The 26,147-nt window shown below is 69.3% G+C and carries 25 protein-coding genes and 1 other annotated feature; of the genes, 5 read left to right on the plus strand and 20 right to left on the minus strand.

The window, feature by feature from the left end; all coding sequences use genetic code 11:
- Positions 1-8: 8 nt before the first annotated feature.
- The gene (locus J2Z79_RS03125) at positions 9-1,607 is read right to left on the minus strand and encodes an ABC transporter substrate-binding protein (RefSeq protein WP_342589405.1); all 1,599 of its coding nucleotides are present in this window, start codon (positions 1,605-1,607) and stop codon (positions 9-11) included.
- A gap of 232 nt (positions 1,608-1,839) precedes the next feature.
- On the opposite strand from J2Z79_RS03125, the gene J2Z79_RS03130 reads away from it, so the two are divergent.
- Positions 1,840-2,667, plus strand: a complete 828-nt coding sequence (locus tag J2Z79_RS03130; protein ID WP_209465390.1) for a ferritin family protein — start codon at positions 1,840-1,842, stop codon at positions 2,665-2,667.
- Between the two features lie 166 nt (positions 2,668-2,833).
- On the opposite strand, the gene pheT is transcribed toward J2Z79_RS03130, so the two are convergent.
- The 9 genes from pheT to infC form a co-directional block, all read right to left on the minus strand.
- Positions 2,834-5,578, minus strand: coding sequence for a phenylalanine--tRNA ligase subunit beta (pheT, locus tag J2Z79_RS03135; protein ID WP_209465391.1), 2,745 nt, complete (start codon positions 5,576-5,578; stop codon positions 2,834-2,836).
- Positions 5,579-5,597: 19 nt separating this feature from the next.
- A complete protein-coding gene (gene pheS, locus J2Z79_RS03140; RefSeq protein WP_209465392.1) occupies positions 5,598-6,629 on the minus strand; it encodes a phenylalanine--tRNA ligase subunit alpha in 1,032 nt (343 codons plus the stop codon).
- Between the two features lie 42 nt (positions 6,630-6,671).
- Positions 6,672-6,927, minus strand: a binding site (T-box leader).
- A 270-nt stretch (positions 6,928-7,197) separates the two neighbouring features.
- Positions 7,198-7,989 carry a TrmH family RNA methyltransferase gene (locus J2Z79_RS03145; protein ID WP_209465393.1) on the minus strand — a complete coding sequence of 264 codons (792 nt, stop codon included), beginning with the start codon at positions 7,987-7,989 and terminating at the stop codon, positions 7,198-7,200.
- A complete protein-coding gene (locus J2Z79_RS03150; protein ID WP_209465394.1) occupies positions 7,986-8,651 on the minus strand; it encodes a potassium channel family protein in 666 nt (221 codons plus the stop codon). Before J2Z79_RS03150 ends, J2Z79_RS03145 begins: the two co-directional genes overlap by 4 nt.
- On the minus strand, positions 8,648-10,018 hold the full coding sequence (locus J2Z79_RS03155) for a TrkH family potassium uptake protein (RefSeq protein WP_209465395.1): 1,371 nt from the start codon (positions 10,016-10,018) through the stop codon (positions 8,648-8,650). Before J2Z79_RS03155 ends, J2Z79_RS03150 begins: the two co-directional genes overlap by 4 nt.
- Before the next feature lie 15 nt (positions 10,019-10,033).
- Positions 10,034-10,684, minus strand: coding sequence for a potassium channel family protein (locus J2Z79_RS03160; protein WP_209465396.1), 651 nt, complete (start codon positions 10,682-10,684; stop codon positions 10,034-10,036).
- 113 nt (positions 10,685-10,797) lie between these two features.
- Positions 10,798-11,151, minus strand: a complete 354-nt coding sequence (gene rplT, locus J2Z79_RS03165) for a 50S ribosomal protein L20 (protein WP_209465397.1) — start codon at positions 11,149-11,151, stop codon at positions 10,798-10,800.
- Between the two features lie 60 nt (positions 11,152-11,211).
- Positions 11,212-11,406, minus strand: coding sequence for a 50S ribosomal protein L35 (gene rpmI / locus J2Z79_RS03170; RefSeq protein WP_209465398.1), 195 nt, complete (start codon positions 11,404-11,406; stop codon positions 11,212-11,214).
- A 16-nt stretch (positions 11,407-11,422) separates the two neighbouring features.
- Positions 11,423-11,944: a translation initiation factor IF-3 gene (gene infC / locus J2Z79_RS03175; RefSeq protein ID WP_245301993.1), complete on the minus strand. Its 522-nt coding sequence runs from the start codon at positions 11,942-11,944 to the stop codon at positions 11,423-11,425.
- Between the two features lie 953 nt (positions 11,945-12,897).
- Here infC and J2Z79_RS19075 point away from each other — a divergent pair.
- A complete protein-coding gene (locus tag J2Z79_RS19075) occupies positions 12,898-14,154 on the plus strand; it encodes an amidase domain-containing protein (protein WP_209465399.1) in 1,257 nt (418 codons plus the stop codon).
- On the opposite strand, the gene proC is transcribed toward J2Z79_RS19075, so the two are convergent.
- The 3 genes from proC to tatC all read right to left on the minus strand — a co-directional run bounded on the left by proC (position 14,151) and on the right by tatC (position 18,177).
- Complete coding sequence (gene proC / locus J2Z79_RS03185; protein WP_209465400.1) at positions 14,151-14,990, minus strand: pyrroline-5-carboxylate reductase; 840 nt, start codon at positions 14,988-14,990, stop codon at positions 14,151-14,153. The genes J2Z79_RS19075 and proC overlap by 4 nt on opposite strands.
- Positions 14,991-15,340: 350 nt before the next feature.
- The gene (abc-f, locus tag J2Z79_RS03190; protein WP_245302044.1) at positions 15,341-17,023 is read right to left on the minus strand and encodes a ribosomal protection-like ABC-F family protein; all 1,683 of its coding nucleotides are present in this window, start codon (positions 17,021-17,023) and stop codon (positions 15,341-15,343) included.
- A gap of 437 nt (positions 17,024-17,460) precedes the next feature.
- Positions 17,461-18,177, minus strand: a complete 717-nt coding sequence (tatC, locus tag J2Z79_RS03195; protein WP_209465402.1) for a twin-arginine translocase subunit TatC — start codon at positions 18,175-18,177, stop codon at positions 17,461-17,463.
- Positions 18,178-18,442: 265 nt separating this feature from the next.
- On the opposite strand from tatC, the gene J2Z79_RS03200 reads away from it, so the two are divergent.
- Positions 18,443-18,886 (plus strand): hypothetical protein, encoded by a 444-nt coding sequence (locus J2Z79_RS03200; RefSeq protein ID WP_209465403.1) that lies wholly within the window; start codon positions 18,443-18,445, stop codon positions 18,884-18,886.
- Here the strand turns inward: J2Z79_RS03200 and J2Z79_RS03205 are convergent.
- From J2Z79_RS03205 to J2Z79_RS03230, 6 genes are all read right to left on the minus strand, one after another.
- Positions 18,880-19,161 (minus strand): hypothetical protein, encoded by a 282-nt coding sequence (locus J2Z79_RS03205; RefSeq protein WP_209465404.1) that lies wholly within the window; start codon positions 19,159-19,161, stop codon positions 18,880-18,882. The genes J2Z79_RS03200 and J2Z79_RS03205 overlap by 7 nt on opposite strands.
- Complete coding sequence (locus J2Z79_RS03210) at positions 19,161-19,640, minus strand: V4R domain-containing protein (RefSeq protein WP_209465405.1); 480 nt, start codon at positions 19,638-19,640, stop codon at positions 19,161-19,163. Before J2Z79_RS03210 ends, J2Z79_RS03205 begins: the two co-directional genes overlap by 1 nt.
- A gap of 751 nt (positions 19,641-20,391) precedes the next feature.
- Entirely contained in the window at positions 20,392-21,393 is a 1,002-nt protein-coding gene (locus J2Z79_RS03215; RefSeq protein ID WP_209465406.1) for a M42 family metallopeptidase, read from the minus strand.
- Positions 21,390-22,418, minus strand: a complete 1,029-nt coding sequence (locus tag J2Z79_RS03220) for a M42 family metallopeptidase (RefSeq protein ID WP_209465407.1) — start codon at positions 22,416-22,418, stop codon at positions 21,390-21,392. Before J2Z79_RS03220 ends, J2Z79_RS03215 begins: the two co-directional genes overlap by 4 nt.
- Positions 22,409-23,464 (minus strand): M20/M25/M40 family metallo-hydrolase, encoded by a 1,056-nt coding sequence (locus tag J2Z79_RS03225; RefSeq protein ID WP_209465408.1) that lies wholly within the window; start codon positions 23,462-23,464, stop codon positions 22,409-22,411. The genes J2Z79_RS03220 and J2Z79_RS03225 overlap by 10 nt, the downstream gene beginning before the upstream one ends.
- A 46-nt stretch (positions 23,465-23,510) precedes the next feature.
- On the minus strand, positions 23,511-23,978 hold the full coding sequence (locus J2Z79_RS03230; protein ID WP_209465433.1) for a 2-thiouracil desulfurase family protein: 468 nt from the start codon (positions 23,976-23,978) through the stop codon (positions 23,511-23,513).
- Positions 23,979-24,186: 208 nt separating this feature from the next.
- Here J2Z79_RS03230 and J2Z79_RS03235 point away from each other — a divergent pair, with 208 nt between their 5' ends.
- Positions 24,187-24,339, plus strand: coding sequence for a hypothetical protein (locus tag J2Z79_RS03235; RefSeq protein WP_209465409.1), 153 nt, complete (start codon positions 24,187-24,189; stop codon positions 24,337-24,339).
- Complete coding sequence (locus tag J2Z79_RS03240) at positions 24,336-25,058, plus strand: PepSY domain-containing protein (protein WP_209465410.1); 723 nt, start codon at positions 24,336-24,338, stop codon at positions 25,056-25,058. Before J2Z79_RS03235 ends, J2Z79_RS03240 begins: the two co-directional genes overlap by 4 nt.
- 50 nt (positions 25,059-25,108) lie before the next feature.
- On the opposite strand, the gene J2Z79_RS18780 is transcribed toward J2Z79_RS03240, so the two are convergent.
- On the minus strand, positions 25,109-26,053 hold the full coding sequence (locus tag J2Z79_RS18780) for a stalk domain-containing protein (RefSeq protein WP_209465411.1): 945 nt from the start codon (positions 26,051-26,053) through the stop codon (positions 25,109-25,111).
- Positions 26,054-26,147: the final 94 nt, after the last annotated feature.

Raw genomic sequence — 26,147 nt, forward strand, 5'->3', positions numbered from 1 at the left:
TCCTCCTCCTAGTCGGTCACATAGCCGGCCTCCTGCAGGAGCTTCCTGGCCAGGTCGGGGTCGTACGCCAGGGGGGCCAGGTCTGCGTCGTAGCCGAAGCCGCTGGGCAGCATCGCGGTGGCCACCCGGTGGGCCCGGCCGCCGTAGATCTCCTTCAGGATCGTGTCCCAGTCGATGGCGTGGTTCAGGGCCCGGCGCACCCGGGCGTCCGTCAGCACCTTGTTGTTGAGCTCGATCATGTAGAGGCGGGTGCCCTGCGTGGTGAGGACCTGGATGTTGCTGTCGGCTTCCAGGGCGGCGATCTGGTCGATGGGCACCTCCTGGATGATGTGGACCTCCCCGGCCTTCAGCGCTGCCACACGGGTGGAGGGCTCGGGGATCATGCGGAAGGTGACCGTCTTCAGCTGGGCCGGCCCCACCGGCGCCAGGGCGTCGGACCCGCCGTAGTAGTCGTCGAACCGCTCCAGCACGATCTCGCTGTCCACCTGCCCGCGCACGAACTTGAAGGGGCCGGTGCCCATGGGCGCCGCGGACAGGGCCTGGGAGGAGCCCACCTTCTCCACGTACGCCTTGGACAGGATCTGGGTGTGCGGCAGGAGCTGCAGCCAGGTCGGGAAGGGGTACTCCAGCTCGAAGCGCACCTCATAGTCGCTTACCTTCTCGATCTTCTTGATCGGTCCCACCAGGCTGAGGCGGGGCGACGGCTGGCCGTCGATGCCGTCGGGCGCGAGGATGCGCTCGAAGGTGAAGACGACGTCGTCAGCGGTCATCTCGGTGCCGTCGTGGAACTTGACTCCCTGCTTCAGCTTGAACACGTAGGTAGTCGGATCCGGCTGCTCCCACGACTCGGCCAGCTCGGGCACGATCCGGCCGTCGGGAGTACGGGTGACGAGGCCGTCGTAGATGTTGCGGATCACCGTCTCGGTGTCGCGGTCCCGGTGGTTCGCCGGGTCCAGCGACTGCAGCCGGTCGACCCGCAGACCCACCACCAGCGAGTCGGCCCCGGTCCGGCTCACGTCGTGAAGGTTGATGCGGCTGTCCATGGCGGGGGTGAAGCCGACCACGTCCGCGGTGGCGGCCTCGACCACGTCCATGTAGTAGCCGAAGATCCAGGGGGCGTCCTCGATCAGGATCCGCTGCACCTGCTCATAGGCCTTGCGGCGCTCCTCCGGATCGACCCCTGCCGCGCCCTGGTCCAGCAGGCGGTCGACCTCGGGGTTGGCGTAGAAGGAGTAGTTGCCGCGATCGCCGGTCTTCAGCTTCGGCACGGCCAGGTCGTAGGGATCAAAAGTGGAGCTGCCCCAGTCCTGGGTGTACGCCACCCGGTTGCCCTGCTTGATCTCCTCCAGCAGGGCGCTCTTCTCCCAGATGCGCACCTCGGCCTGGACGCCCACCTGGCGCAGGTAGTTGGCCACCACCTCCGCCTCCGGGATCCGACCCTGGAAGGTGTCGATGGTGATGGAGAGCCGCTGGCCCTGCGTGGAGGTCCCGCCCTGTGACTGCTCGCCGGTCTGGCTGCTCCGCTGCCCCGCAGAGCACCCCACCACCAGCACCAGGCCGGCCGCGATGACAGGGGCCAGCAGCCGAATCAGTCGTCCGCGTCTCACCAACACATCCTCCTTCTCCCGTGTTCCTACATGGGGCGTAGTTCGGTGGATCTTCAGGCGACTGGATCTTCAACGTATCCTACAACTTGTGCGCAATCTGCAGGTTGGAGGATTTCGACACACCGGCCGCAAACCCCTCCAGGGCGGCGGGATAAATCGGAATATACGCTCGAGCGCCTCCGCACCCTCTTCTTGCAGTTGCCATACAATACAGCCGTGGGAGGGGAGACGGATGAACCAGCACCAATATCCGGGATACGGACCGGAGGCCACCCCGCCATTCGGGGGGATGATGCCCGGCGGAATGGGGCCCGGAGGCATGTGGCCGGGCGGGATGGGGCCCGGCGGCGTGATCCCGGGCGGGATGATGCCCGGTGGAATGATGCCCGGTGGAATGATGCCCGGTGGGATGATGCCCGGTGGGATGATGCCCGGCGGGATGATGCCCGGCGGGATGATGCCCGGCGGGATGATGCCCGGCGGGATGATGCCCGGCGGGATGATGCCCGGCGGCATGACGCCCGGCGGGATGGCGCCCGGCGACATGATGCGTGACGCCCGCCCGGAGGGGAGGCCCATGGGGGACCTGCCCGAGTCCGCGCCCGAGCTCGTGCCCGCAGTTCCGGCGCTGCCTCTGCCCTCCGGCGACCTGGCAGCCCTGGCTCGCAGGATTCCGAAGTACTTACAGGACGAAGTCACGTCAGCCGCTTTCTACCGGCATCTGGCGGGGGAGGCCCGGGACGAGAAGGTCCGCGGCTACCTCGAGCAGGCTGCCGCGGATGAGGATAAGCACTTCCGGTTGCTCAGTGATCTGTACTTCCGGCTGACCGGTCGCCGGCTGCACCCCACCGCACAGCGCGTACCGCACAGCTCGCACCGGGACGGTCTGCTGATCGCCGCAAATGACGGGATCAAGGCGTACGGGGAGTACGAGGACGAGTACCAGCGGGCGACCGACCCGTACCTCCGCTGGCTCTTCTTCGAGCTCCTCTCCGATGAGATCGGGCACGCAGTCCGCCTTAACACCATCCTGCACATGGCGGGTGGACATGGGGAATAACCGGTGAGGCACGCCGCAGGGCGGTGTGCCTCGCTTCGTGGCCCCGCCGTCACCGTCGCTTCACGTTCCAACCAAGCCCGTCGACCCCTGCGACGTGGGTAACCGCCTGCACAAAGAAGGGTGCGCCCCGCAAGGCGCACCCTCCCCGATCATGTCGCAAGTTGATTCAGCTCCGCAGCTCGGCGCCCAGCGCCTGCAGCGCCTCCCGGACCCGGTTGTGCACCGGCTCCAGCTCGGCGTCGGTGAGCGTGCGGTCGGCGGCCCGGTAGGTCAGCCGGTAGGCCAGCGAGCGCTTGCCCTCGCCCAGCCTCTCGTCCTGGTAGAGGTCGAACAGCCGCACGTCCTCCAGCAGCTCGCCGCCGGCCTCCCGGATCGCCGCCTCGAACCGGCTGGCGGGCGTGTCGAGGCCGACCACCATCGCCACGTCCCTGGCGACGGCGGGGAAGCGCGGCACGGGCCGGTAGGTGGCCTGGGGCGCCATCGCCGCCACCAGCGGGCCGAAGGCGACCTCCGCCACGTAGACCCGGCCGGGCAGCTCCCAGGCCTCCTGCACCCGCGGGTGCAGCTCGCCCAGGTGGCCGGCCGGCACGCCGTTCAGCAGCAGGGCAGCCTGCCGCCCCGGGTGCAGCACCGGGTTGGCGCTGGGCTCGAAGCTGGCGCCCTGCACGCCCAGCTCGGCCAGCAGGTGCTCGACCACGCCCTTCAGGGCGAAGAAGTCCGCAGGCTTCTCCGGGCTGCGCCAGCCCAGCGGGGCCAGGTTGCCGGTCATCGCCAGCCCCAGCACCAGCGGCTCGTCGGGCAGCTGCTGCCCCTCGACCGGCCGGTAGATGTGGCTGATCTCGAAGATGGCCAGGTCGCGGATCTGCCGGTTGACGTTGTACTTCACCGCGTCCAGCAGGCCCGGCAGCAGCAGGGTGCGCAGCGTGGAGCGCTCGTCGTACATCGGGTTGGCCAGCGTGAGGAAGTTCCGGTGGGGATCGTCCGCCGGCAGCCCCAACATGTCGTAAACGCGGGGGTGGATCAGCGAGTGCGTGAGCACCTCGGTGAGGCCCGCGCCGGCCAGCGCCCGCCGGGCGGCCAGCTTCGCCTCCGCCTGGGGGGTGCGGCCTCCCCGGGTCGAGGGCAGCGTCGGCAGCTCCAGCGGGATCTGGTCGTAGCCCTCGCAGCGGGCGATCTCCTCGATCAGGTCGACCTCGATGGCGATGTCGCTGCGCCGGGTCGGCACCACGACGACCAGGATCTCGCCGCCCTCGCCGGCCTGCACCGCCTGCCCGGTCCCCGCCGCGGCCCCGCCGCTCACCGCCGGCGCCTGACCGGCATCCGCCAGCACCTCGGCGTCCACGGTCGCCTCACCGCCGGCACCGGGCGTCGCCCCATGGCCCAGCAGCGCCTCGAGCCGCGCACCGGCCTCCTCCAGCGCGGCCCAGGCGGCGGAAGCCCACGCCCGGTACGACTCCGGGTCGGCGGGCACCGGCGAGACCTGGTGGATGGCGGTCCAGACCGGGCGGCCGCCCAGGTCCTCTCCCGCCTCCTCGCCCGGCTCGGGCGCGCCCTGGGCCAGGTCGGCGACCAGGTCGGCCGGGCGCAGCACCGCCATGCCCAGGCTCGTAAGGTGCTCGGCCATCCGCTCCGGCGACAGCTTCAGCCCGGTGAGGGCGTTGGCCCGGTCGGTGCGCAGCAGGATGACGGGCGGGACCGCCGGGCGCGGGTAGACGTCCACGCAGCCGGCGACCACGGTGCCGCCGGCCAGCCCGGCCATCAGCTGCGCGGCCCGGTCGGCGGCCCGGATGCAGCCGGAGGGGTCGACGCCCTTGGTGAACCGCTTGGACGCCTCGCTGGGCAGGTTGTACCGCAGCGCGGTGCGCCGGTTGTTGATGTTGTCGAAGTGGGCCGACTCGATCAGGATGTCCACCGTCTGATCGGTGACCTCCGACTCCAGCCCGCCCATGACGCCGGCCAGGGCCACCGGCCCCTCGCCGTCGGCGATGACCAGCACGTTCTCGTCCAGCACGCGCTCCTGCCCGTCCAGGGTGGTGAAGCGCTCGCCGGCGCCGGCCCGGCGCACGATGATCTGCCGGCCGCGGATCTTCGCGTGGTCGAAGGTGTGCAGCGGCTGGCCCAGCTCCATCATGACGAAGTTGGCGATGTCCACAATGTTGTTGATGGGCCGCATCCCCGCCGCCCGGATCCGCGCCTGCAGCCAGAGCGGCGACGGGCCGACCTTCACCCCGCGCACCACCCGGGCCGCATAGCGGCTGCAGAGGTCGGGGGCGTCGATGCGCACGGCGATCAGGTCATGCGCGTCCGTGCCCGGCGCGTCCTCGGTGTAGGTCGCGGGCAGGGCGACCTCCCCGCCCACCAGGGCGGCGACCTCCTGCGCCACGCCGATCAGCGACTGGCAGTGGGCGGCGTAGTTGGCCGTCAGGTCCAGCTCCATGATCCAGTCGTTGAGGCCCAGGACCTCGGCCACGTCCATGCCCGGCTCCAGCCCGTCCTCCGGGGGCAGGATCATGATACCGTCGGCGTCGTCGCCCACCTGCAGTTCCACCTCGGAGCAGAGCATGCCGTGGGACTCCACGCCCCGGAGCTTCTTGACCCCCATCTCCATGCCCGGCAGTTTCGAACCCGGCACCGCCGCCGGCACCAGCGCGCCCACCGTGACGTTCTGCGCGCCGGTGACGATCTGGAGCACGTTGCCCCCGCCCACGTCCACCTGGCAGACCCAGAGCGTGTCGGCGTTGGGGTGGCGCTCCAGCGCGACCACCCGGCCCACCACGACCCCCTCCACCCCGGGGTTGGCGGAGACCAGGTTCTCCACCACCACGCCCCGGGCGGTCAGCCGGTCGGCCAGCTCCCGCGGGGAGAGGTCCACAGCCACGTAATCCTTCAGCCAGTTGTAAGAAACCCGCATCTGTGCCGCCTCCCCTCGCCTAGAACTGCCGCAGGAACCGCATGTCGTTGTTGACGAAGTGCCGGATGTCCTCGATGCCGTACATCAGCATCGCCACCCGCTCCGGGCCGTAGCCGAAGGCCCAGCCCGAGACCTCCTCGGGGTCGTAGCCGCCGGCCCGGAGCACGTTGGGGTGCACCATGCCCGAGCCGCCGATCTCGATCCAGCCCGAGCCCTTGCAGGTGCGGCAGCCCTTCCCGCCGCAGAAGATGCAGGAGATGTCCATCTCCGCCGAGGGCTCCGTGAAGGGGAAGTAGGAGGGCCGGAGCCGGATGCCGACGTTCGGGCCGAAGAGACCCCGGGCCATCTCGGTGAGGGCGCCCTTCAGCGAGGCCATGGTGATGCCCCGGTCGATGACCAGCCCCTCGACCTGGTGGAACATCATGGCGTGGGTCGCGTCCTCGAAGTCGCGCCGGAAGACGCGGCCGGGGCAGATGATCTTCACCGGGGTGCGGCCCTTGGCGACCTCCAGCATGTAGCGGATCTGCGTGTTGGAGGTGTGCGTGCGCAGCAGCACCTCGTCGGTGAGGAAGAGCGAGTCCTGCGCGTCGCGCGCCGGGTGGCCCTTGGGAATGTTCAGCGCCTCGAAGTTGTACCAGTCGGTCTCCACCTGGCGGGACTCGGCCACCTCGTAGCCCATGGCGATGAAGATCTCCTCGATGCGGTGGATCACCTGGTTGAGGATGTGCAGGTGGCCCCGCCGGACCGGCTCCCCGGGCAGGGTGACGTCCAGCCGCTCACGCGCGAGCCGGGCCTCAAGCTCGGCGGCGGCCAGGTGCGCCTCCCGGGCGTCGAGCGCTGCGGTGATCGCCTGCTTGATCTCGTTGCCCAGCGCGCCCATCGCCTTGCGCTCCTCGACGGTGGGGAGCTGGCCCAGCCCGCCCAGGACACGGCTCAGGTCCGACTTCTTGCCCAGGTAGCGCACCCGCATCTCCTGGACCGCCCCCACGTCGGGGGCCGCTGCGATGGCGGCGAGCGCCTCGTCGCGCAACTTCAGCAACTGCTCCTTCAACAAGGCCACCTCCGAAAATCAAAATGAGCGCCTTCGTCCCACCAACGGGACGAAAGCGCTCGCTTCCGCGGTACCACCCGAGTTGAGCCCATGCGGGCTCCGCTCTTGACAGGCGCCAGCACGCCGCCCTCCTGTAACGGGAAGGACCCGTCCCCGCCTACTGGGCTTTGACCGTGCCGTTCAGCAGGGCAGCTCCGGAGGGAACTTCACGCGACGGGTGGAGAGCCGGCTTGCAGTCGGGGCACGGCCTCCCTGGACACCACCGCTGTCGGCTACTTTCCTCCATCACAGCCGATTGCCACGTAGACCAAACCTGTGGGGATGAGTATAGCAAATGGCTACTGGACTGTAAAGCGCTTGTAGAGCAAGTAGGCGATGACGGAACCGGTGTGGGAGAAGATGGTCCAGAGCACCTCTGCGGTAGCGGAGTTGTTCACGCCGCCACTCCCTCCCTCTACCCTTGTTCGATTTGTCCGACATCTGGTATTATACCACGCCCGCACCTGTCCCTCAAGGCTTTACAGCAGAAGCGTCATAAAGAGACATCGAACTGAAGGGCGTGCGCCATTCAGGCCTGCTGCCGCAGCGCCTCGTAGACCATGAGCGCCGCGGCCACGCCTGCGTTCAGCGACTCGGTGGGCCCGACCATCGGGATGGAGACCACGCCGTCGGCCTCCTGGCGGGCCAGCGGCGAGGGGCCGGCGCCCTCGTTGCCGATGACGACCGCCGCCCGGGTGAGCGTCGCCTCCCAGGGAGACAGGGCGCCGCCGGCATCCGCCACGTAGATGCGCCGACCCCGGGCCCGCAGCCCCCGCAGGGCCGCGTCGAGGCCCAGCTTCACCACCGGCAGCCGGAAGAGCGAGCCCATCGCTCCCCGCACCACCTTGGGGTTGTAGGGGTCCACCCCGCCCGCCACCACGGCGCCGCCGCCGCCCAGCGCCTCCAGCGTCCGGACGACGGTGCCCAGGTTGCCGGGGTCCTGCAGGTTGTCCAGCACCAGCACCAGCCCCGGCCCCAGGTCGTCCAGTGCCCAGGGCCGCGGCCGGAAGACGCCCACGACGCCCTGCGGGGTCTGGGTGTCGGCGGCCCGCTCCAGGGCTTCCGGCGTGGCACGGTAGAGCGGCACGCCCCGGGCCGACGCCGCGCACAGCAGCTCGGCGCCCCGGGGGCGCTCCGCCAGGTCGGGCGAGTAGAGGAGGTAGGCCACCTCCACCCCCGCCGCCAGCGCCTCCTCGACGAGCCGCACGCCCTCCATGTGGGCGAGGCCCGCCGCCTCCCGCTCCCGGCGCTCCCGGGCGAGGAGGCGGGCCTGTTGAACCAGTCTGTGCTTGGGCCCCAGCGGGGCCTCGTGGCTGCTCATTGCTGCTGCAACATCCTCTCCAGCTGCTTGACGCCCTCTTTGCTCCCCAGCAGCACCAGGTGGTCGCCGGGCTTGATCTGGTCGGTGGCCAGCGGCGCCGCATTGATGTGCTCGCCGGACTTCAGGGCCAGCACCGAGATGCCGAAGCGGGCCCGCAGGTTAGCCTCCCGCAGGGTCAGGCCCTCCAGCTGGGGCGGCGCCTCCATCTCCATGATGGTGTACTCCGGCGAGAGCTCGATGTAGTCGATCTCGCTCCCGGTGAGCAGGGAGTGGGCCACCCGGGCGCCCATGTCGCGCTCGGGGTAGAAGACCCGGTCGGCGCCCACCTTCTCGAGGGTGCGGCCGTGCAGCTCGCTCATCGCCTTGGCCACCACCAGGGGCACGCCCTGCTCCTTCAGGAGGACGGTCGTCAGGATCGAGGCCTCGACGTCGTTGCCGATGGCGACGACGCCGACGTCGAAGTTGCGCAGGCCCAGGGCCCGGAGCGCATCCTCGTCGGTGGAGTCGCAGGCCACGACGTGGGTGAGTTCCGCGGCGAAGTGGTCCACCCGGTCCTGGTTCTGGTCGATGCCCAGCACCTCGTGGCCCATGCGCTGCAGGTGCAGCGCCACGCTGGACCCGAACCGGCCCAGTCCGACCACGACGATCGTCTTGCGGCTCATCCGATCATCACCCGCTCCTCCGGATATTCGATGTGCGCCCGCTCCCGGCGCCGCTGGGCCAGGGCCACGGCGGCGGTGAGCGGCCCGATGCGGCCGATGTACATGGTGAGGGCGATCAGCAGGCGGCCGGGGATACTTAGGTGGGGCGTGACCCCCGTCGTGAGCCCTACGGTGGAAAAGGCCGAGGTGCCCTCGAACAGCACGTCGGCGATGGTGACCGGGTTGCCGGGGTCGGAGACCACGTGGCTCTCGGTCACCAGCAGCAGACCGCCCACGACGACGATGATGGCCATGGCCATCGCGGCGATGGCGATCGCCCTGTCCAGCAGCTCCCGGGGCAGCCGCCGGCCCATCACCTGGATCTCCTCAGTTCCGCGCACGGTCGCCCGCACGGCCAGGATGATCACCGCGAAGGTGGTCGTCCTGATGCCGCCCCCCGTGCCGCCGGGGGAGCCGCCGATGTACATCAGCACGATGGCCACCAGCAGGGCGGCGTAGGCCATCCTCCCCATGGAGATGGACTCAAAGCCGGCAGTACGGAACGTGACCGAGGTGAAGAGGGCGTTGAAGAACTTGTCCGGGAACGGCAGCGGCCCCAGGGTCGCCGGATTGCCGTACTCCAGCGCCAGGATGAGCAGCGTGCCCGCGACCAGCAGCCCGCCCGTGACCACCAGCACGATCTTGGTCTGCAGGGCAAAGCGCTCCCACCGCCGCTGGCGCCACACGTCCTGCATCACGATGAAACCTATCCCGCCGAGCAGGATCAACCCGGCCACGACCAGCAGAATGAACGGATCCCGGTTGAAGATGCGCAGCGACTGAGATGTGAGGTCGAAGCCCGCGTTGTTGAAGGCGGTGATCGCGTGGAACACCCCAAAGTAGAGCGCCTGCCCGGGGGGGTAGTAGGCGAGGAAGCGCAGGGTGAGCAGCGCGGCGCCCACCGCCTCGACGATCAGGGTGGTCGTGATGATGCTGCGGGTCGTCTTCACCACCCCGGCGATGGAGAAGGAGCCGAGGGCCTCCTGCATCATCAGCCGCTCCTGCAGCCCGATGCGCCGGCCCGTCACCAGGAACATCATCGTGGAGAGGCTCATGATGCCGAGGCCGCCCGCCTGGACCAACAGCATCAGGACGACCTCACCGAAGGTGCTGAAGGTAGTCGCCACGTCCACCACCGCCAGCCCGGTGACGCAGACGGCCGAGGTGGCCATGAAGAGGGCGTCCACCAGCGTGAGCTGCTGCCCCGGCTCGTGAGCGATCGGCAGGGCGAGCAGGATGGTGCCCGTGAAGATCATCAGTGCGAAGCCAAGGGCCAGGGCCTGCGGCGGGGTGAACGATGGCGCCCTCCGGCGCTGCTCCAATGCCATGCTCCGCCCTCCCCGCTACTCGCCCTGCAGCCGGGTGATGCCCCCGGCCGACCCGATGACCACCATCACGTCGCCCTCGGCGATGCGCTCCTGGGCGCGGGGCGAGACGATCACCCGGTTCCCCCGCTTGATGGCCATCACGTTCAAGCCGTAGCGGTGGGGCAGGTCCAGCTCCTGCAGGCTCCGGCCCAGCACCATCCTGGGCGGCGTGATCTCGGCCATGCCGTACTCGTCGGAGAGGCGCACGTAGTCGATGATGCCGCCCGTGGCGATGTTGCTGGCCACGCGGATGCCCATGTCGCGCTGGGGGTAGACGACCCGGTCGACGCCCAGGTGCTTCAGGATGCGTCCGTGGGCCTCGTCCTGCGCCTTGGCCACCAGGTGCGGCACGCCCATGTCGCGGCAGTTGAGGACGGTGATCACGCTGGCCTCCACGTTGTCGCCGATGGCCACGACTACGGTATCGAACTCGTTGATGCGCAGGGCCCGGAGCGCGGCCGGGTCGGTGCAGTCGGCCCGGACGACGCGGCTCAGCACGGGCGCCAGCTCGTCCACCCGGGCCTCGCTCACGTCCACCGCCAGCACGTACTGGCCCATCTCGACGAGCACCCGGGCCACGCTGGCACCGAAACGCCCGAGTCCGATTACCGCATATCGCTTGCGCATCGTCGCTGCTCCCTTCGCTGACGGGTGAGTGCCCGGTGTCGCTAGCACCCAATATACTCCAACTCCGGACAAGTGGAAAGCCCACCCGGGAAGGGTGGGCGTGAGGAACGATGTTACAGGCTGGCCTTGGCCTTCTCCACCAGGGCGGAGAAGCCGGGGGCGTCGTTGACGGCGATGTCGGCCAGGACCTTGCGGTTCAGCTGCACGCCGGCCTTGCTGAGGCCGTTCATGAACTGGCTGTAGGACAGGCCGTTCATGCGGGCAGCAGCGTTGATCCGGGCGATCCAGAGCCGCCGGAAATTGCGCTTCTTCTGCCGCCGGTCGCGCCGGGCGTAGTAGAGCGCCTTCATCACGGTCTCGTTGGCGGGGCGGAACAGCTTGCTCTTGCCGCCCCAGTAGCCCTTGGCCAGCTTCAGGATCTTCTTATGACGAGCACGGGTGGTCTTCCCGGCCTTGATGCGCGCCATGTTGCTCTCCTCCTCTATCTCGTCCGGAGCCCCGCCCCGGAGCGGTGAACTCTGAATGGACTAGTGGGGCAGGATCTCGCGGATATTCTTCTGGAACGCCTTGGAGAGGACGAGGTTCCGCTTCAGGGCCCGAATCCGGTTCTCCCGCTTGTGGGTGTTCTTGTGGTGCTTGTTGGTGGGGTAATGCTTGACCAGGCCGCTGCCGGTCAGCTTGAAGCGCTTGGCAGCGCCGCGATGGGACTTCATCTTGGGCATGGTCGGGTATTCCTCCTTATTGCTCTTGGCCCTGCTGGGCGGTCCTGGGTTCGAGGTTGGCCTTCGGGGCCAGGATCATGACCATGTTCTTGCCTTCGAGCTTGGCCGGGCGTTCGACGACGCAGATGTCCTTCACGGCCTCCAGCAGCCGGTCGAGGACCTCCTTGCCCAGTTCGGCGTGGACGACCTCGCGGCCCCGGAACATGATCGTGGCCTTGACCTTATCCCCGTCCCGCAAAAAGGACTCGGCCTGGCGCCGCCGGACCGCGAAGTCGTGCTCCTCGATGTTCGGCCGCATCTTGACCTCTTTGATGGTCACGACCTTCTGCTTCTTCCGAGCCTCGCGCTCCCGCTTCGCCTGCTCGTACTTGTACCGGCCATAGTCCATGATCTTGCAGACCGGCGGCTTGGCGTTGGGTGCGACCTCCACCAAGTCGAGGCCCCGCTCCTCCGCGATGCGGAGCGCCTCGCGCGGCGAGAAGACGCCCAGCTGCTCGCCCGTCTCCGATACAAGCCGAACCTCGCGAGCCCTGATCATCTCATTGACCCGGACCTGTTCCTTGATACACCGACACCTCCTGAATGCGTTTTAACGGGCATCCTCTTCTTCCGAAACACAGCAGAAACGGGTGGCCGAAGGCCACCCGTATCCAAAGCTGAGCAGGCTGCGCCGCGCATAAGGCGGCGACCCGATCACTCAACCTCGAAACCGTACCGACAACCGGCCGTACGGTGAGAAGCGGTGGCTTCTGCTTCTGAGGTTCCCGTCTTCACTTGCGTTGGTAAGCGTACCACGACGAACACAGGTTGTCAAGCATAGCCACTGCTCTCGGAGCGCCGCATTTCGGCTCGTCCGGAGGCCAGCGCGCTCGCGGGCCGCGCGCGGCAGGTGACAGAAACAGGATGCACGCCGGCAAGCGCCTGTGGACAGAATAAGAGACCGAATGACACCTTGTAGATCGCTTGAACGAAGATCCGGATGAGGGATCCTGCCGCGTGCGAGGAACTCGCCCGTGAACCGCAGGCGGCAGACATGAGCGCGGGCGATGCGACTCGGTCCGGCGAGATGGTTCTCAGTCTTGAGCGCAGGCACCGGTCATGCGCGAAGGCTTCAGAGATCAGCGAGGGACTCAGGCGTGAACGAGGGCTTCCATGTTGAGCGAAAGCTTCCGTCATGAGCGTAGGCTTCCGCCACAAACGAGGCTCCCGCCGTGAGCGAAGGCTTCCGCCATGAGCGAAGGCTTCCGCCATGAGCGAAGGCTTCCGCCATGAGCGAAGGCTTCCGCCACGAGCGAAAGCCCCAGTCGCGAACGAAGGTACCACTTCTGAACGAAGGCTCAAGTGAGGGATCGCGTGATGAGGCGGCGGACCCGACTTCTTGTCTGCACCCTTCTGACTGCCGCGCTCTGCTGCGGCGCACCGCGGCTCCCGGCCATGGCCGCTCCGGCGCCCACCCCGCCGGCCCCAAGTGCAGAGAGCACGAGCAACCCGGTGAAGAAACCCGCTGACCCGGGCAGAGACGCCCGGTTCAAGGACGCGCCGAAGCCAGCGAGGTCGCCCCGGCAGGTGGAGTCGCCCAAAAACAGCAGCCCGCCCAGGGCAGGGGAGAAGGCAGATTCAGGGCAGTCGACTCGGCCTGGCGAGTCCTCCCAGCCGGGGGAACCGGCCCAGCCCGAGGCGCAGCCCGAAACCGAGAAGCCCCCGAAGCCCGACCTGACGCCCCGGCTCAGGGAGATCTACGAGCGCCGCGCCCAGCGGTTCGTCACCGGCCCGGCTGGGCCGTCGCTGAAGGACGACTTCCTCCTGGAGCGGCGGACGGCGCAGTGGGCGCTGCAGCACGAGGAGGGCAAGTACCGGTACGTCGAGGCCTGGGCCCGGGAGCGCGGGGTCAAGTTCGTCGAGGCCAAGACCGAGATCTGGGTCAAGGAACTGAAGGTCACCGAGGACCGCGCGCGGTTCTACGTGGCCCAGTCCCTGATGCTCGGCTACCAGTACCCGGGCGAGGAGGCCGTCAACCGGTTCGGCGTGGGCAGCCGGCACATCATCGAGCTGCACCGGACGGCGGATGACCGCTGGCTCATCGGCCTGGAGTGGTACTCCGACCCCCTGGGCGACGAGACCGAGACGCCGGCGGAGACGCCGAAGCGGAAACCGTCAACCGGCCGGGTGCCACAGGTCCTGGCGGGCCTTCTCGCACCGACGGCCGAAGCCACCGCCCTTTCGACGGCAGCCTCGGCCGGCCGGCTCGACCTGGCCTACCGCTACGACCGGGAGGGCGCCGTCAGGTACATGGACACGTACTGCGGCCTGGCGGCGGGCTGCGGCAACGGCAACAAGTACAACACCAAGTTCCGCAACTACATGGGCGAGGGGGGCGACTGCGCCAACTTCGTCTCCCAGGCCCTGCGCCACGGCGGCAAGATCCCGGTGCCCTACTTCACCCGGGTCGACGGCCTGGTCTCGCACCTGCGGTACACGGGAAAGGCCGACCTGGTGGCGAAGGGCGACTTCGCCACCGTGTGGCGGATCGCGGCCGGCAAGCCCGACGGCTTCCGCTCCTTCGTCCGGCCCGGTGACGTGCTGGCGTACCAGTACAAGGACAAGATGGCCCACGTGGCGCTGATCACCGGCTTCGACAGCCGGGGCTACCCGCTGGGCAACTCGCACACCGCCGACCGGTACCACGTCCCCTTTGACCTGGGCTGGGACCGGAAGACGATCTACTGGTTCGTGCAGATGCGGGACTAGTCGCCGGCGGCGGCCGCGGGCTTCTCCTCGCCCAGCTCGCGGGAGCGCTCGGTCGCCCGGGCGATGGCCCTGACCAGCGCCTCGGTGAAGCCCGCCTCCCGCAGGACCCTGAGGCCTGCCGCGGTCGTCCCGCCCGGGGAGGTGACCTGCTCGCGCAGCACCGCCGGATCGGCGCCGGTGGCGGCCAGGGTCATGGCGGCGCCCTTCAGCGTCTGCAGCGTCAGCGCCCTGGCCACGTCGGGCGCGAGGCCCACCGCCTGACCGGCCTCGATCATCGCCTCGACGATCAGGTAGACGTAGGCCGGCCCGCTGCCGGAGAGGCCGGTCACGGCGTCCATCTGCTCCTCGGGCACGGTGAGCACCTGCCCGACGCTGCCCAGCATGGCGGTGACCAGCGCCATCGCCTCGGGTGTCGCCGCGCTGCCCGCGCAGATCGCGGTGGCCGACTCGCCCACCTGGCAGGATGTGTTGGGCATCGCCCTGACCACCATGACGCCGGGCGTCACCCGCTCCTCGATGAACCGGGTGGTGATGCCCGCCGCCAGGGAGAGCAGGATCTGCCCCTTCCGGCAGCGCCTGCCGACCTCCGCCAGCAGCCCGGCCACGTCCTTCGGCTTGCAGGCCAGCACCAGCACCTGGCAGACGTCGGCCACGTAACCCTTGCTGCCCGCCGTGCGCACGCCGTAGCGCCGGGCCAGCTCGTTCAGCCGCTCCCGGTCCGAGCGGTTGCTGACCAGCACCTGCTCGGGCCTTACGATGCCGGCATTCAGCATGCCCCGAATCAGCGCCTCGGCAATGGCGCCCGCACCCAGGAAGCCCACGTTTCCCGTCAGCATCCGCTCCACCTCCTCCAGGCCACGCACCGGCCAGAAACAACGGGCCCTTCGCCCCTCCATCGGAAGGGCGAAGGGCCTCTGGCCTCTCCGCGGTACCACCTTCATTGGCCGCTGTGAAGCGGCCCGCTCGTCCGGGTCTGACAACCCGTGGCCGACGGTAACGGCTGGCCAGGCCGGGACGGCTCCTCGCCGCCGGCTCCGGGGCGGGTTCGAGCGGCTCACGCCGACCCGGGCTCTCAGCGCCGCCACGGTGGCGGGCCCGGGCTCTCTGCGCGGCGGAGGGGCGCTCTACTCTTCCCCATCGTCGCCTTTCGGTATTGAGTGCATCTTACCAGCGCAACCGGGCCGCGTCAAGTCGTTTTCTCCTTTAAAGCGCGCAAGGATCTGCTGACCCGGATGAACTCCTGCTGCAGGGCCTCGGCCTCCTCCTCCTTCGGGGCGGCCAGCGCTGCGCTCAACTGCGCCAGCCGGGCCTCCAGCAGCAGGATCTCAGCGGCCGCCTCCGGCCGCTCCCGGGCCTCGCCCCGCTGCACGAACTCCTCGTAGGTGCCGGCGAAAGCCTCCAGCCGCCCGCCCTCGATGTGCAGGATGCGGCTGGCCAGCCGCTGGACCAGGTACCGGTCGTGGGAGACGAGGATCATGGTGCCCGGGTAGTCGGCCAGGGCCTCCTCCACCCGCTCCCGGGAGGCCAGGTCGAGGCCGTTGGTGGGCTCGTCCAGCACGAGGAGGTCGGGGTCCGCGAGCAGCAGCTTGGCTACCGCGAGCCGCACCTTCTCGCCCCCGGAGAGCACCGAGACGGGCTTGTGCACCTCCTCTCCCCGGAAGAGCAGGCAGCCCAGCAGGGTGCGGACGCGCGCTTGGTCGGGAGCGGAGTTGCCGCCGCTGGCCTCCTGCAGCACGGTGTTCCGGGGGTCGAGGTCCGCCAGCTGCTGGTCGAGGTAGCCCACGCGGACCGGCGCCACGTGCAGGCGGCCCTCGGTGGGTGCCAGGCCGCCGGTGAGCAGACGGACCAGCGTCGTCTTCCCGCTGCCGTTGGGGCCGATCACGGCCACCCGGTCGCCGCGCTGCACATAGAACGAGGCGCCCCGGAACAGCCAGCGCCGTCCGTCGTACGTGAAGCCCAGGCCCTCGGCCAGCACCAGGTTGCGGGCCACATCGGTTCCGCCCCGCAGGGCGAGGCTGATCCGCTCCTGCTCCCGGGGCTTCTCCACCTTCATCCGCTCCAGCCGCTTCTCCCGCGCCTTGACCGTGCGCATGTGGTTGCGGGCCATGTTCCGGTCGATGCCCTTCTGGAACACGCTGGCGGTGGGATCGGGCTTGGCGGTGTGCGCCCGGTTCGCCCACTCCCGCTCCCGGCGGATCGCCGCCTCCAGCTGTCGCTTCATCTGCAGGTACTCCCGGTACTCGGCGTCGGCCCGCTCCCGCTCCGCCTGCTTCTGCCGGGCGTAGGCCGTGTAGTTGCCCGGGTACTCCTTCAGCCGTCCGCCCTCCAGCTCCAGGATGCGGGTGACCACCTGGTCCAGGAACCAGCGGTCGTGGCTCACCAGCAGCACGGCGCCCCGGTAGCGGCAGAGGACGTCCCGCAGCCAGTCCATCCCCTCGGCATCCAGGTGGTTGGTGGGCTCGTCGAGCAGGAGCAGCTCCGGCGACCGGGCCAGCACCTGCGCCAGCGCGGCCCGGGTCCGCTGTCCGCCCGAGAGCGCCCTTGCCGGGCGGCGCAGCATGGCCCGGTCGATGCCGCAGCGGCCCAACAGGTCGGCCGGCAGATGCCCCAGCGGGTCGCCGAGGGGACGGTCGGGGTCCCACGGGTCCGCCTGGCTCAGGTAGGCCCGGGTGATCCCCGGGCGGCCCCAGTGCAGGGCTCCGCCGTCGGGCGTGAGCTCGCCGGCCAGGATGCGCATCAGGGTGGACTTGCCAGAGCCGTTCAGCCCCACCAGCCCCACGCGCTCGCCCCGCGCCAGGTCGAAGCTCACGCCGTCCAGAATCGTCCGATCGGCAAACTCCTTCCGCAGGTCGCGGACTTGCAGCGTCATCAAGGTGAACCGCCTCCTCCTTCGTGGTCGGGGCGGTCCCGCTCACGGGCACAGCAAAACAGGACCACGGGCCCTCCCGTGGTCCTGGTCTCCGCGCAGGGGATACCAAGTGCAATGCAGACGCCAGCAGGCGCCACCGTGACGGGACCGCTTCAAAGCCGCGCCCGGCCCGCCGGCGGAACGGCCGGTGGTGCGGGCGCCGTATGCAGCTTAGAGAGCGGTCGTCCTCTTCACGGTCTTGTACCTCCGCCTTTGGCAACAGATTTCGTAACCAGTGTAGGGGTCGCGCGCCTGGAAGTCAAGGGCGGGCGCTCGCCGGGATGCGTCAGGCCGCGGCGGCGCCCGTCGGATGGGACGCTGAGACCGCCATGATAGCACAGAACACACCGCGCAGTCTGCCGAAGACCGTCGGTGTGTTCTGTGCTCTGCCCGGTATGCTACTTCTCCTTCGGCGCCGCGAACCGGGCCAGGAAGATCGAGAACTCGTAGAGCCCGTACAGCGGCACCAGGAAGATCACCATCGAGATCACGTCGGGCGGCGAGAGCACGGCCGCCAGGATCATGATCGCCAGGAAGGCGTACTTGCGCACCCGGCTCAGGAAGTGGTGGGTGACCAGCCCGAGGCGGGCCAGGATCAGCACCACCAGCGGCAGCTCGAAGGCGATGCCCAGGGGGTTGCAGATCCCCAGGATGAACGAGACGTAGTTGCTCGGGGTGATCGCCTCGACGACCCCCACGCCCTGGGCCATCGACTGGAAGAACTGCTTGGTGATGGGCACCACCACGAACCAGCCGAACGCCCAGCCCGAGAGGAAGAGCGCCGTGGCAAACGGCAGGCCGATGTAGAGCAGCCGCTTCTCGCCCGGCGTCAGGGCGGGCAGGATGAAGGCCACGATCTGGTAGAGGACCACCGGGAAGGCCAGCACCAGCCCCAGGATGATGGCCAGCTTGAACTGGGTCAGGAACGTGTCGCCGAACGTATACTGGATCAACTGCACGCCGTCGGCCTTCGCCTGGTCCATGATGTACTTGAAGACGGGCTGCGAGATGAAAACCGAGACGATGACGCCCACCACCACGGCGATCAGCGCCTTGATGATCCGCTCCCGCAACTCGGCCAGGTGCTCGACGAGGGTCTGCTCTCTGTCCTGCATGCTCCATACTCCCCATTCCACGCGGCTCCTGCGGTTCGGGCCGATCCACCTACCCCTGAAGTGTAGCCTGACCACGAGGGAAGCGTCAACCCACCGCCAGGGCCACGTGCGGGGCGAAGGCGGCGGCGCGGCAGCCGCCTTCTCTGGTCCCGCCCCCCCGGTTGAATGCTGCCTCAATTACAGAACGGCCTGCACCGCAGTTGCGTCAGGTATATATGGGAAGGTTTCGGCCGCTGCGGCGGCCGGAGCGAAGGGGGTAGACCCGTTGGCTGCCATGCACGAACAGCAGAGGCGACCGGCGCTGCTGTCGGGCCGGACGTGGCTGGCGCTCGTGCTCGTCCTGGGGCTCGCGGTCTGGTACTGGTCGCAGAACCTGTCTCCGACCGCCCGGGCGACCGCGGCCGCCCACCGGTTCTGGTCGGCGGCGGTGCGCGGGGACGCGTCCACGATCGAATCCATGCTGGCCGACGAGGCCGACTTCACCCCGGCCGACGTGATCCGGGCCAACACGGGCCTGCGGTACGACCGCCAGAAGGTCGCCGTCCTGTGGGTCAGAGGGCCCAGCCCGACGGGGACGGAGGTCCTCGTCGTCTCGAGCCTCTCGGATCCCCGGGAACCCACGCGCAGCGTCCTCGGCCGGAGCCTCGCGCTGAAGCGGGTGAACGGCACCTGGAAGGTCACCCGGCAGGGAACCTCCTTCACCTACTGAGCGGCGGCCCTCCAGCGAACCCCGAGGCGGTGCGCCAGGACGGCCGCCAGCCGGTCGGCCTGGTCGGCGCTGCCGAAGGTCTTGATCCCGTGGTGCACGCGCTCCACGAAGGTGCAGAGTTCGGCCTGGGTGGGGTTGGCCGGGTCGGCGGCGACCCGCTTGAGGTTGTTCAGCACGACCGGCTTGGCCATGATCTTCAGGGTGGGAGTCAGCAGTTCGATCGCCGCGGCGGTCCAGGCGGGGAGGCGGTCGTCGCCGGGGGTCCGGAAGGCCATCACCCGCTCACCCTCGTCAGGATGAACTCGCAGACCTCGTCTCCCTTGCCGCCGATGCAGCTCCGCTCCTGGGCGCCGAACTCGACTCCCAGCCCCTCCGAGAGCACCCCTGAGATCAGGCCCGCCTCCACGAAGCAGATCGGGCGGCCCTCCGGCTCGGCCCCGTGGCAGCCCACGCATTCGGCGATGGAGACCGTGACGGCGCCGTCCTCGCCGGCGGCGTGCCGCACCAGCCCCATGCCCAGCCTGTAGTAGAACTCCGCGAAGCTGGCCATCACGTCGTCGAGGCTACCTGCGGCGATGCGGCCGCGCCGCACCAGGGCGCGGCCCATCGAGAGCCCCGCCATATACTGCACCTGGTCCTGCTCCTCCCCCTCGATCCCCAGCGCCTCGGTGAGGCTGTCGAAGCCGAGCAGGCGGAAGAGCTGGAACGCCTCGGAACTGACGGCGTCGCCGAGCACCGGACGGACCTTGTCCATATCTCATCATCTCCTTGTCAGCCAAACCTGCCATTATCTAAGCAGTTACAAGTCGAAAGTGTAGTGACGCACGTCACCTCGACCCCGAAGCACGGGAAAGCCGCCCCCCGCTGACGGAGAACGGCTCGCCGAGTGCAAGTGAAACGGGATGACCCATCCTCCATCGAGCCGGTGATGCGGCCGCTCTCCCGGGCGTAACTGTAACGCGATGAGCCACCCTCCAACCCGGGGTGGCTCATGGAGTTTCACTTTGCGTTTCAACCAGTGCGCGATGGGAGGCAGCCAGCCCGGCGAACGGGCGCAAGCCCCCCTTGCACCCCTCGGAACACCACAGACTGCGGCATCGAGTCGGTGATGCGGCCGCTCACCCGGGCGCAACTGTAACGCGATGAGCCACCCTCCAACCCGGGGTGGCTCATGGAGTTTCACTTTGCGTTTCAACCAGTGCGCGATGGGAGACAGCCAGCCCGGCGAACGGGCGCAAGCCCCCCTTGCCCCCCCTCGGAACACCTCAGACTGCGGACTCGAGTCGGTGATGCAGCCGCTCACCCAGGCGCAACTGTAACGCGATGAGCCACCCTCCAGCCCGGGGTGGCTCATCGCTTTTCCCTGGAAACCTGAGCCGCCCCCCGATGACGGAGGGCGGCTTGCATCTGCGGGTATGGAGCGCTCGGCAGCAGCAACGAACGCGAACGGCGACGACGGCGGTGCGCACGACGATGGCATCCCTGCCCCCGTCACCAGCGGTGCGTTACCCCAGCTCCAGCGAACCGCCCAGCAGCTTCAGCAGCAGGTCCGCGGCGCCGTGCGCGTCGCGGATGTTGGCCATCTCCGCCCCCGTCCCCTGGTAGCGGACGGGGATGTCGATCACCGCCGTCGGCACGCCCGGGCCGACGGAGACCACGGCGCGCCCCTCGCTGTCGGTGGGGCTCACCGCCCGCTGCAGCGGGATCGCCCCGGCCTCGGCCACGGCGGCAATCCGCTCCGCCAGGCCGTGGTGCGCCACGTAGCCGGAGTCCTTGAGCCGCAGGGACGGCCCGCCGCCGAGGCGGGAGGCCACCTGCCGGACGCCCGGCTGGTCGCCGCTCAGGGCCGAATCCACCAGCAGGGCCAGGTCGGGTTCGGCGCCGAAGGCCGCCACGGCGGCCCCGCGCGGTGCGACCTCGCCCTGGGACGTGAAGGCGAAGACCACCGTGTGCGGGCACTCCCGGAGGTGCTCCGCCACCTCCAGCAGCACGGCGCAGCCGAGCCGGTTGTCCAGGTTCGGCCCGACCAGCCGGTCGCCCCACACCTCCACCGGGCCCGCCAGGGTGCAGATGTCACCCAGGGCGACCTTCGCCAGCGCCTCCTCCTTCGAGGCGGCGCCGATGTCGCAGAAGAGCTTCTTGAACGAGACCTCGCCGTCGCCGTGCTCGCACTGCAGCACGCCGGTGGCGCCGCTGCCCCACTCGACCCGCCTGCCCACCAGGTGATAGGCCTTCAGCCCGCCCACGGGGGCCAGGTAGATGAGCCCCTTCTCGCTCACGTTGAGGGCGATGGCCCCCGGGGTGTCCATGTGGGCGGAGAGCAGCACCCGGCGGCCGCCCTCGCGGCCCTTCCGCACGGCCAGCAGGTTGCCGAACCGGTCGCTCCGCACCTCGTCCACATATGAGGTGATCATGGCGCGCAGGGCGTCGGCCACCCGCTGCTCGCGGCCCGACGGTCCCCAGATCGCAGCCAGCTGCTGCACACGCTCCCGCAACTTCTCGCTCATGGGCGGAAATCCCCCTTCTCGACGCTCTCCAGGAATCGCCGAACCAGCTGCACCGCGCCGTCCACGTCGTCCAGGTGGCAGAGGGCGGCGTTGGTGTGGATGTAGCGGCAGGGCACCGAGATCGTGCAGGCGGGCACCCCTTCACGCGAGAGGGCGATGGCGCCGGCGTCGGTGCCGCCGGAGGTCAGGCGCCGGTGCTGGTAGCGGATCTGATGGAGCCGGGCCAGGCGCACCAGCTCGTCCCAGACCCGCTTGTGGGGGATGCCGGCTGCGTCCATCAGCGAGATCACCGGCCCCTCCCCCATGTTGGTGATGGTGTCGAAGGGGTCGACCCCGGCCACGTTGGCCGAGCCGGTTCCCTCCAGCGCCAGGGCCACGTCGGGCTTCAGGTGGAAGGCCGCGGCCTTCGCCCCCCGAAGGCCCACCTCCTCCTGCACGGTGAAGGCCCCCAGCAGCGTGATGCCGGGGAAGTCGTACTCCAGCAGCACCCGGGCCAGCACCGTGCAGCCCACCCGGTCGTCCAGGGCCTTGCCCTTGGCCACCCGGTCGCCCAGCAGCTCGAACTCGGTCGCAAAATAGACCGGCTCGCCGGGCTCGATGCCCAGGGCCTCCACCTCCGCCCGGGAGCGGCAGCCCAGGTCGACGTACATCTCGTCGAAGGGCACGACCCGCCTGCGCTCCTCGTCGCTGCTCAAATGCCAGGCCTTCACCCCGATCACGCCGGGGATGCGCCGGTGGGTCAGCCAGACCTGCCGGCCGGGCAGCACCCGGTCGTCCAGGCCGCCCACCTTCTTCAGCGACACGTAACCGTCGTCGGTGATCTCCCCCACCAGGAAGCCCACCTCATCCATGTGGGCATCCAGCATCACCCGCACGGGCCCCGATCCCTTCCGGACGATCAGGTTGCCCATGGGGTCGGACCACATCTCGTCGACCCGCGGCGCCAGGACCTCCTTGAGGAGGTCGCGGACCTCCCCCTCGTCACCTGAGACGCCGCAGGCGTTGGACAGCCGCTCTAGTAGCATCGCAACTCCTCCACGAAGGCCTGATCGATCCGCGCCACCACCTGCGCCAGCAGCCGGCCCGCCTGCCGGATGTCGGCCACGTCCACCAGCTCCACCGGCGTGTGCATGTACCGGAGCGGGATCGAGATGATGCCGGTGGCCACCCCGCCCCGCACCACCTGCATGCCCCAGGCGTCGGTGCCCGAGGGGCCGGACATGACCTCCAGGTGGTAGTCGATGCCCACGTCTTCGGCCACCTGCCGCATCAGCTTCACCAGTTTCGGCGTGCAGTTGGGCCCCACCCCGATGGTGGGACCGCCGCCCAGCGGGAAGGAGTCCTTCTCGCTGCCGGGGTGGCGGGCGAAGGTGACGTCGACCGCGAAGGCGATGTCGGGCTGCAGGGCATTCGTGGCCGCCACGGCCCCGGGGTAGCCGCCGAACTCCTCGCCTACCGAGCCCACCGCGTAGAAATCGGCGGTGTGGCGCAGCGTCTTCAGCTCCTCCAGGGCCACGGCCAGGGCCGCCTGGCTCGCCCGGTTGTCCAGGTAGCGGCTGGAGATGCGCCCGTTCTGCAGGATCCGGAACTGGTACCGGGGCAGGACCGGGTCGCCGACCCGGATCAGGTCACGCACCTCGGCCTCCGGCAGGCCGGTGTCGATGTAGAGCTCCTCCACCGGGACCAGCCGCTTGCGCTCCTCAGGGCTGGTCACGTGCGGCGGCTTTGAGCCCACGACGCCGGGGAGGACCCGGCGGCCGTGTACCTCCATCTCCTGCGCCATCAGGAGCCGGCGGTCCACCCCGCCCACCGGGGTGAAGCGGATGTAGCCGCCGGGCTCGATCGCGGTCACCACGCCGCCGATGGAATCGATGTGGGCCGCGGCCATCACGCGCGGCCGCGGCTCGGGGCCGTCGCCCCGCTTGAGCCCGATGTAGCTCCCCAGGCGGTCGAGCCGGGCCTCGTCCACCAGCGGCTCCCACGCCCGCAGGAGGTACTCGGCCACCGCCCGCTCCCGCCCGGTGATGCTGCTCAACCGGGTCAGTTCCGCCAGATGTCCGGTGATGTCCAACGTACGGTCGTCCCTTCTGTTCAGTCTGCGCTTAACCAATTCGCCGTCAGGGCCGCCGGTCTCCTGTCGCCTGCCAGTTTTCGTCGCTGCGCACGGCGATCCCGTGCCGCCGGAGCAGCGCTGCCGTCACGCCGGCACCCGGTGTGGTCGACCCGCTGAAGGTGCCGTCGTAGATGGCCTCCGTGCCGCACGACGGGCTCCGCTCCTTCAGGACCGCCTCGGTCGCCCCGACCGCCTGCGCCAGGCGCAGCGCCTCCCGCGCGCCGGCCAGAAACTGCGCCGTCACGTCCTCCCCGGCGCGGTTCACCACGCGGGCCCTGCCGTCCAGCACGTCGTCCCCGTCTCCGCCCACGATCTCCGCCGGCAGGCGCGGGGTGGGCAGCCCGCCCAGCTGCTCCGGGCAGACAGGCACCGCCTGCCCCCTCCGGATCAGATCCACGATCTCCGCCTGCTCCTTGGTGCCCTGGTCGTACCGGCAGCGGCACCCGACGAGGCAGGCGCTCACCAGGATCATGCGCTTCATCGCCTCCCGCCCTAGTCTCCCGCAACCATTTCGCAGGGAAACGCCCCGTCTCCTACCTCTGCGGCGGGAGTCGGCGGAAGTGGGAAACCAACCGCGGTACGACCCCCGGAGAACCTTTCTGCGTGCAGCCCGGTCTATTGGGATGAGTTGCCTGCATTCACACGCAGCCGTATCGGATGGCGCGGAGAGGAGGAAGCACGTGCGGATCAGGTCCCTCGCAGCAGCGCTCCTGCTGGCGTCGGCCCTCGCCGGGTGCAGCCCCGGGGCAGACAGCCCACCGACGCCGGCGGAGGCCGAGTCGGGCTTTGCGGTAAGCGGTGAACTGAAGCTCTATCCGAGCTCGCCCAGGTGAGCCAGGGTGCCCCTACCTACCTGTCCTCGCCCCGCAGCTACGACCTGACGCCGCAGCAGCCGGTCTACGGCCTGGGGCATCACTTCACGTTCCCCGATTGGGGTCAGGTGGACGTCGTGCGCCAGCTCGCCGGGAAGCCCCTGCGTGTGCACCTGGCCTGGGACGGCGGCGAGCAGTTCCTGGAGGTGCCGCCCGAGGCCATCCGCGTGACGCAGGAGGACGAGCCCCGGCGGCTGCCGAACGACCCGGATCTGTTCAGTTTCCCCACCCATCCCGCCTTTGTCGATCACCTGCCGTACTCGGAAGGCCGCTACCTCTCGCGGGCGAGCGGCGTGACGGCCGCCGAGCTGCTGGCGTGGTACCGGGCAGAAATGCCGGCGCAGGGATGGGAATCCCTGCCCGCGCATGACCGGGCGCTGCTGTTCCGGAAGGGGGAGATGTTCCTCAGCCTCTCCGCGGCGGATGAACCGGATGGGATGGCCGCCATGTGGTCGCACATGCGCCCGACCGCCGAGGTCTCCGAGGAGGCTGCGATCCGAATCGCCAGGGCCAGGTACCCGGAGAATGCGGCGAACCAGTGGGCGGCAGCCTACCGCGCAGATGGCGCCGGCCCCGGCACGGAGTCTCCCGCATGGGAGGTGAAGGGCCGCCTGGTGGGCAAGGGAGAGGTAACCGCCTGGGTGGACGCCGTCACCGCCGAGCTGCGGGTTGCGGAATAGCCGCGCGCAAAGCCCCGCCGACCTGGCGGGGCCGTTTCGTTCCTGCGGGCTTACAGCTTGGCCTTGTTCCCCTCCCAGTACTTGAGGAGCGGGTAGGAGTTGATGGGCTTCCAGTTGCTGTCGTAGATGCCGAAGTGCAGGTGGTCGATGAACTTGCCGTAGGTGCCCTCGGGGCCTTCGCCGGTGGAGCCCACGTAGCCGAGCAGCTGGCCCTTCTTGACCCGCGCCCCCTCGTAGAGGCCGGGCGCGTAGCGGCTCAGGTGGGCGTAGTAGAAGTAGTAGCCGGGGTGGTCGTCCAGCTCGATAGTGACGCGGTAGCCGCCGAGGGTGTTCCAGCCGTACCGGACGATCTTGCCGGAGGCCACGGCGACGATGGGGGTGCCGTAGGGGGCGGGGATGTCGGTGCCCTCATGGCCGAAGGTCACGCCATCCCAGTAGCGGGAGGCGCCCATGGTGTCGGCGTAGGCGTAGTAGGTGGCGCCCTGGGGGAACGGGAAGACGTAGGTCGGGTCGGCGAACGGGGAGTCGGGCCTGGGATTCGGATTGGTGGCGCTCGTCGGGGCCGGCTGGTACCCGTTCGTCACCGTGAGCGTGGCGTTGGCGTAGGAGACCTGGGCGCCGAGGCGCACCGCCAGCCAGTAGCCCGGCACCATGGCCTGGCCGTTCTTCAGGTAGGGCGCCACGGTGGCCCAGACCGCCTTGTCGTTCTGGAAGGCCAGGGTGTTGCCGATCCACATGGTCAGCCAGTATCCGGGCTTGGAGACGGTGATCATCTTGCTCGTGGCGTCGTAGCTCACCTTGTAGCCCAGGCTCTCCGCAAAGGGCCGCACGGCCACCATGAGCTGGCCGTTCACCATCTCGGGCTGGACGCCGGCCACGGTGGTGCCGTTGGTAACTACCGTGTACGTGGCTGCTCCGGCCGGTGCCGGCAGCGCACCGAGGCAGGCCGCGAGGGCGAGAGCCGCTATGATCCGCCGTCTCCGTGAATGCCGCATGTCCCACTTGCCTCCATCTCGTCGCAGCACGACGGGCGCACCGCCGTGTGGCAGAAACGCCCTGTTCGTACTGCTATTGTCATTATCAGGTGTG

Source organism: Symbiobacterium terraclitae (assembly GCF_017874315.1).
In the GTDB taxonomy this organism is placed as follows: domain Bacteria; phylum Bacillota; class Sulfobacillia; order Symbiobacteriales; family Symbiobacteriaceae; genus Symbiobacterium; species Symbiobacterium terraclitae.

What these genes read in the sequence shown, in the direction of transcription:
- J2Z79_RS03210 (WP_209465405.1), bottom strand. Translation starts at nt 19,640, where the DNA reads ATGGACAAGGTCCGTCCGGTGCTCGGCGACGCCGTCAGTTCCGAGGCG.
- J2Z79_RS03160 (WP_209465396.1), bottom strand. Translation starts at nt 10,684, where the DNA reads ATGCGCAAGCGATATGCGGTAATCGGACTCGGGCGTTTCGGTGCCAGC.
- J2Z79_RS03205 (WP_209465404.1), bottom strand. Translation starts at nt 19,161, where the DNA reads ATGGCCTTCCGGACCCCCGGCGACGACCGCCTCCCCGCCTGGACCGCC.
- rpmI (WP_209465398.1), bottom strand. Translation starts at nt 11,406, where the DNA reads ATGCCCAAGATGAAGTCCCATCGCGGCGCTGCCAAGCGCTTCAAGCTG.
- infC (WP_245301993.1), bottom strand. Translation starts at nt 11,944, where the DNA reads ATGATCAGGGCTCGCGAGGTTCGGCTTGTATCGGAGACGGGCGAGCAG.
- J2Z79_RS03220 (WP_209465407.1), bottom strand. Translation starts at nt 22,418, where the DNA reads ATGCTACTAGAGCGGCTGTCCAACGCCTGCGGCGTCTCAGGTGACGAG.
- J2Z79_RS03215 (WP_209465406.1), bottom strand. Translation starts at nt 21,393, where the DNA reads ATGAGCGAGAAGTTGCGGGAGCGTGTGCAGCAGCTGGCTGCGATCTGG.
- pheT (WP_209465391.1), bottom strand. Translation starts at nt 5,578, where the DNA reads ATGCGGGTTTCTTACAACTGGCTGAAGGATTACGTGGCTGTGGACCTC.
- abc-f (WP_245302044.1), bottom strand. Translation starts at nt 17,023, where the DNA reads ATGACGCTGCAAGTCCGCGACCTGCGGAAGGAGTTTGCCGATCGGACG.
- J2Z79_RS18780 (WP_209465411.1), bottom strand. Translation starts at nt 26,053, where the DNA reads ATGCGGCATTCACGGAGACGGCGGATCATAGCGGCTCTCGCCCTCGCG.
- J2Z79_RS03150 (WP_209465394.1), bottom strand. Translation starts at nt 8,651, where the DNA reads ATGAGCCGCAAGACGATCGTCGTGGTCGGACTGGGCCGGTTCGGGTCC.
- proC (WP_209465400.1), bottom strand. Translation starts at nt 14,990, where the DNA reads ATGCTGACGGGAAACGTGGGCTTCCTGGGTGCGGGCGCCATTGCCGAG.
- J2Z79_RS03230 (WP_209465433.1), bottom strand. Translation starts at nt 23,978, where the DNA reads ATGATCCTGGTGAGCGCCTGCCTCGTCGGGTGCCGCTGCCGGTACGAC.
- rplT (WP_209465397.1), bottom strand. Translation starts at nt 11,151, where the DNA reads ATGGCGCGCATCAAGGCCGGGAAGACCACCCGTGCTCGTCATAAGAAG.
- tatC (WP_209465402.1), bottom strand. Translation starts at nt 18,177, where the DNA reads ATGCAGGACAGAGAGCAGACCCTCGTCGAGCACCTGGCCGAGTTGCGG.
- J2Z79_RS03130 (WP_209465390.1), top strand. Translation starts at nt 1,840, where the DNA reads ATGAACCAGCACCAATATCCGGGATACGGACCGGAGGCCACCCCGCCA.
- J2Z79_RS03155 (WP_209465395.1), bottom strand. Translation starts at nt 10,018, where the DNA reads ATGGCATTGGAGCAGCGCCGGAGGGCGCCATCGTTCACCCCGCCGCAG.
- J2Z79_RS03145 (WP_209465393.1), bottom strand. Translation starts at nt 7,989, where the DNA reads ATGAGCAGCCACGAGGCCCCGCTGGGGCCCAAGCACAGACTGGTTCAA.